Annotated in this window: 6 protein-coding genes; 4 read left to right on the top strand and 2 right to left on the bottom strand. The window is 66.7% G+C overall.

Annotated features, from left to right (window positions below):
- Both VLK61_RS30730 and adhP read right to left on the bottom strand, forming a co-directional pair.
- On the bottom strand, positions 1 to 630 hold a 630-nt coding region (locus VLK61_RS30730; RefSeq protein ID WP_325427297.1), incomplete at its 3' end, for an aldehyde dehydrogenase family protein.
- A 96-nt stretch (positions 631 to 726) separates the two neighbouring features.
- Entirely contained in the window at positions 727 to 1,761 is a 1,035-nt protein-coding gene (adhP, locus tag VLK61_RS30735) for an alcohol dehydrogenase AdhP (protein WP_325427299.1), read from the bottom strand.
- Between the two features lie 322 nt (positions 1,762 to 2,083).
- On the opposite strand from adhP, the gene VLK61_RS30740 reads away from it, so the two are divergent.
- From VLK61_RS30740 to VLK61_RS30755, 4 genes are all read left to right on the top strand, one after another.
- Positions 2,084 to 3,094, top strand: coding sequence for a thiamine pyrophosphate-dependent dehydrogenase E1 component subunit alpha (locus tag VLK61_RS30740; protein WP_325427301.1), 1,011 nt, complete (start codon positions 2,084 to 2,086; stop codon positions 3,092 to 3,094).
- Positions 3,091 to 4,083, top strand: a complete 993-nt coding sequence (locus VLK61_RS30745; RefSeq protein WP_325427302.1) for an alpha-ketoacid dehydrogenase subunit beta — start codon at positions 3,091 to 3,093, stop codon at positions 4,081 to 4,083. Before VLK61_RS30740 ends, VLK61_RS30745 begins: the two co-directional genes overlap by 4 nt.
- Before the next feature lie 17 nt (positions 4,084 to 4,100).
- Positions 4,101 to 4,325 (top strand): lipoyl domain-containing protein, encoded by a 225-nt coding sequence (locus VLK61_RS30750; RefSeq protein ID WP_325427304.1) that lies wholly within the window; start codon positions 4,101 to 4,103, stop codon positions 4,323 to 4,325.
- Positions 4,325 to 5,014: 2-oxo acid dehydrogenase subunit E2 (locus VLK61_RS30755; RefSeq protein WP_325427306.1), on the top strand; the 690-nt coding region annotated here is incomplete at its 3' end. The genes VLK61_RS30750 and VLK61_RS30755, both read left to right, overlap by 1 nt.

Below are 5,014 nucleotides of genomic sequence, written 5' to 3' on the forward strand. Positions count from 1 at the left end.
CGGCGGCAGCAGGTCGGCAATCAGCTCGGCCAGCACCAGGATGCTGACGGGCGTGGACTCCGCGGGCTTGAGCACCACGCAGTTGCCCGCGGCGATCGCAGGCGCCAGCTTCCAGGCCGCCATCAGGATCGGAAAGTTCCACGGGATGATCAGCCCGACCACGCCCAGCGGCTCATGAAAGTGATAGGCGACGGTGTTCTCGTCGATCTGGCTTAACCCGCCTTCCTGCGCCCGCAGGCAGCCGGCAAAGTAGCGGAAGTGATCGATGGTGAGCGGTATGTCGGCGTTCAGCGTCTCGCGGATCGGCTTGCCGTTGTCCACTGTCTCGGCATAGGCCAGCAACTCAAGGTTCCGCTCCAGGCGGTCGGCAATCTTCAGCAGCACGTTGGCACGATCGGCGGGCGCGGTGCGGCCCCATGCGTCGGCGGCGGCGTGGGCGGCGTCCAGCGCCAGTTCGATGTCCTCGGCGCCCGATCGCGCTGCCTTGGTGAACGGCTTGCCGGTGATCGGCGTGATGACGTCGAAGTACTGGCCCTTCACCGGCGGCACGAACTTGCCGTTGATGAAGTTGTCGTAGGCCGGCTTGAAGTCGATCTTGGCGCCGGGGGTATGCGGGTGTGCGTACAGCATGGTGGCTTGCCTCTGTCCGGATGAGGGTGTGACGACGGCGCGATCCGGACACCGCGCGATCCTGGGCGCCAGGCTGCGGCGCGTGGCGGCGGGCTTTCAGTGGCTCGAAAACTCGAGCACGACGCGCGACGGCACCTCGCCCCGCTCCAGGCGCTCGAACACGTGGTTGATGGCCGACAGCGGCTGCAGCTCGATGACGGCCTTGACCTTGCCCTCGGCGGCGAAGGCCAGCGCTTCGGCCATGTCGCGGCGCGTGCCGACGAAGGAGCCGCGGATGGTGATGCAGTTGGCCACCACATCGAACAGCGGCAACGGGAATTCCCCCGGCGGCAGGCCCACCAGCACGCAGGTGCCGCGTTTGCGGGTCATCGCGACCCCCTGGTTGAAGGCGCCGAGCGAAGGGGCCGTGATCAGCACACCATGCGCGCCTCCGTCGGTCGCTTTCTTCACGGCTTCGGCCGGGTCGCCGACCTTGGCATTGACCACTACGTCGGCACCCAGTCGCGTGGCATGCGCGAGCTTGCCCTCATCGATGTCGACCGCGCAGACATGCAGGCCCATCGCCTTGGCGTACTGGATCGCCAGGTGGCCCAGCCCGCCCGCACCCGAGATGGCGATCCACTCGCCCGGCCTGGCGGCTGTTTCCTTGATGCCCTTGTACGTGGTGATGCCGGCGCAGATGATCGGCGCGGCCTCGTTGGCAGGCAGCCCGGCAGGGATGTGCGCCACGTAATTGGGATCGGCGACGATGAACTCGGCAAAGCCGCCGTTCTTCGTGTAGCCGCCGAACTGCGCCGATGCGCACACGGTCTCGAATGCGGATAGGCAGTATTCGCAGTGGCCACAGGCCGAGTACAACCAGGGCACGCCGACCCGGTCGCCCTCTTTCACGGCCGTGACACCCGTGCCGACGGCGGCCACGCGCCCGATGCCCTCGTGGCCCGGAATGAACGGCGGCGTGGGCTTGACCGGCCAGTCGCCGCGCGCGGCATGCAGATCCGTGTGGCACACGCCGCAGGCTTCGGTCCTGACCAGGATCTGGCCCGCGCCCGGCGAGGGAACATCCCACTCGCGCAGCACCAGCGGCTTGCCAAATTGTTCGACGACGGCGGCTTGCATCTTGCGTGTCATGGTTCAGTTCCCCTGGATGGTTGTGTTCGGTTGACGTCGGCACCCATGCCGGTCCATCGCCATCACGGTGCGCGCCCTGGGATCGCGACGTCTGTGCGCCATGCCACGCAGCAAGGTAGCGAAATGCAAAGTCGTGTCGTCGAAGGCGAAGACGCACGAAACGCCGCACGCCGGCGCGAAATCCCGCGCACTTACGGACAAACCCTGGGCGCCAATCCAGATCAGCTTGCTATAGTCAAAAAAACAAACAAGCTTGTCTGTAATTAAACACCCGGTTCACCGCATCTGCGTGGCATGCCGGATTGGAAACAAGGTGACCCCCATGACCGCCCTCACCATGACGCCCCTCAGCGAGACAACCACCCCAAGCCGCGAGACCCTGCTGGAGATCTACCGCATCGCCACGCTGATCAAGCAGGCCGACGACCGCTTCATCGAGCTGATCAAAGCCGGGCAGATCGCCTCGCCCTACTACTCGCCGCGCGGCCAGGAGCTGATCCCGGCGGCGATCTCGGTGAACCTGCGACCCAGCGACGTGGTGGTCACCACCTACCGCGGCATCCACGACCAGCTGGCCAAAGGCATTCCTCTCGAGCCCTTCGTCGCCGAGTTCATGGGCAAGGCCACCGGCACCTGCAAGGGCAAGGGCGGGCCGATGCACATCACGCACGTGGCCTCGGGGCTGCCGGTCACCACCGGCGTGGTGGGCTCGGGCCTGCCCATCGCGAACGGCCTGGCCTGGGCCGCGCAGCTGAAGAAAACCGGCCAGGTCACGGTGTGCAACTTCGGCGACGGCGCCACCAACATCGGCGCCTTCCACGAAGCGCTGAACCTCGCTTCGCTGTGGAAGCTGCCTGTCGTCTTCGTCTGCCAGAACAATGGCTATGCCGAGCACACCAAGTTCGAACTCGGCACCTCGTCGCGCACGATCGCCGACCGGGCCGTGGCCTACGGCATGCGCGGCGTCGAGGTTGATGGCAACGATGCGGTGGCGATGTGGTCCGCCGCCAAGCTGGCGATCGACCGCGCACGCGCCGGCGACGGGCCGACGCTTTTGGACGCCAAGACCTTCCGCTTCCGCGGCCATCTGCTGGGCGACGACAGCCACTACATCGGCAAGGACGAGATGGCGCAGGCCATGGCCGCCGATCCGCTGCCGCGCCTGCGCGCCTGGCTGATCGCTGAAGGCCACGCCAGCGATGCGGCGCTGTCCGACATCGAACGCCACAACGTCGAAGCCTTCGAGCGCGCCGTTCAGTTCGGACTGGACAGCCCCTTCCCCGACACCTCGGAACTTGAGCGGGACGTTCTCGCCACGGAGATCGCAGCATGAGCAGCACACCGAAGACGATCAACATGATCCAGGCCATCAACCTGGCGCTGGACCACGCGATGGAACAGGACGCTACGGTGCTGGCGCTGGGCGAGGACATTGCCGACAAGCAAGGCGGCGGTGTCTTCAAGTGCACCGCCGGGCTGTCGGCCAAGTACGGAACCGAGCGCGTGAAATCGACGCCAATCGCCGAGCAGGCCATCATGGGTGCGGCCGTTGGCGCGGCGCTGGGCGGCATGCGGCCGGTGGCCGAAATCATGCTGATGAATTTCATGACCGTCGGCATGGACCAGTTGGTCAACCACGCCGCCAAGCTGCGCTTCATGACCGGTGGCCAGACCCATGTGCCGCTCACCGTGCGCACGGCCACCGGCGCGGGATTCGGCACCGGCGGCCAGCATGCCGACTACCTGGAAAGCTGGTTCGCGCACACCGCCGGCATGAAGGTGGTGGCGCCGTCGACCCCGGCCGATGCCTACGGCCTGATGCTGTCGTGCATCTTCGACGACGACCCCTGCCTGTTCATCGAGAACCTGCCGCTGTACTTCGTGCCCGGCGCGCCGCCGGTGCCCGGCACGCGTGTGCCCATCGGCAAGGCCAAGGTCGTGCGTGAAGGCCGCGATGTCACCGTGATCAGCTACAGCCGCACGATGCTGGAAGTGAATGCCGTCGCGGATGAGCTGGCCAAGCGCGACATCTCGGTCGAGGTGATCGACCTGCGCAGCATCTCTCCGCTGGACATGGACACGCTGCGCGCCTCAGTGGCGAAGACGCGGCGTGCGGTGGTGGCGCACGAGGCCCAGGTCGACTTCGGCGTCGGCGCGGAAATCGCCGCGCGGCTGCAGCAGGACTTGTTCGGCCAGTTGCTGGCCCCTGTCGGCCGTGTTGGTGCAGCGCGTTCGCCGGTGCCTTTCTCGAAAGCGCTGGAGGCGGCCTACCTGCCCACGGCGGAGCGCATCAGCGCCGCCATTCTTCAAACGCTGGCCTGATTCACTGGATACCTTCCATGCAGATCCTGCTGCCCAAACTCGGCTTCTCGGTCAACGAAGCCAATCTCGTCGAATGGATGGTGGCCGACGGTGCCACCGTCGCCAAGGGTGACCCGCTGTACGCGCTGGAGAGCGAGAAGTCGGTGCAGGAGATCGACGCGCCAACGGCAGGCATCGTGAAGATCCTCAAGCCGGCCGGCGAGGTGTATGAAGTCGGCACGGTGATCGGCGAGATCGCGTGATGAGTCAGAACCCGCCCACCATCACGCCCACCATCGCCTGGCCGGCGAATCTGCCGCCGATGCCGGTGGTCGACTTCGCACAGTTCGGCGCGGTGGAATCGGTGCCGCTGTCGCGCCACCAGAAGATGGCGGCGTCGTTCCTGTCGCGCAACTGGGCGCAGATCCCGCACGTCACCCACCACGACGAGGCCGACATCGATGCGGCCGAAGCGCTGCGCCAGCAACTCGCGCAGGAACAGGGCGGCAAGCTCAGTCTGGTGCCGCTGCTGATCAAGGCGGCTGTGCACGCGTTGCGCGCCCTGCCCCGCTTCAACGCCTCGCTGGTCGGCGATACGCTGGTGCTCAAACGCTACTTCCACATCGGCGTGGCCGTGGAAACCCCGAACGGGCTGGTGGTGCCGGTGATCCGCGACTGCGATCGCAAAACAATCCCTGAGCTGGCCGCCGAGCTGGCTGACAAGGCCGAACGCGCGCGCGGCAAGGGCCTGCCGATGAGCGAGATGTCCGGCGGCTGCTTCACGATCAGCTCGCTGGGCGGTATCGGCGGCACCGCCTTCACACCGATCATCAACGCGCCCGAGCTGGCCATCCTGGGCGTGACACGCACGGCCGAGCGGCTGAGCCTGGTCGACGGACAGCCTCGCAGCCGCCGCGTGCTGCCGCTGTCGCTGAGCTACGACCACCGCGTC

The sequence above is a fragment of the Aquabacterium sp. genome (genome assembly GCF_035476535.1).
Taxonomy (GTDB): Bacteria; Pseudomonadota; Gammaproteobacteria; order Burkholderiales; family Burkholderiaceae_C; genus Pseudaquabacterium.

Coding starts and splice junctions, on each gene's coding strand:
- adhP (WP_325427299.1), bottom strand. CDS start 1,761: ATGACACGCAAGATGCAAGCCGCCGTCGTCGAACAATTTGGCAAGCCG.
- VLK61_RS30740 (WP_325427301.1), top strand. CDS start 2,084: ATGACCGCCCTCACCATGACGCCCCTCAGCGAGACAACCACCCCAAGC.
- VLK61_RS30745 (WP_325427302.1), top strand. CDS start 3,091: ATGAGCAGCACACCGAAGACGATCAACATGATCCAGGCCATCAACCTG.
- VLK61_RS30750 (WP_325427304.1), top strand. CDS start 4,101: ATGCAGATCCTGCTGCCCAAACTCGGCTTCTCGGTCAACGAAGCCAAT.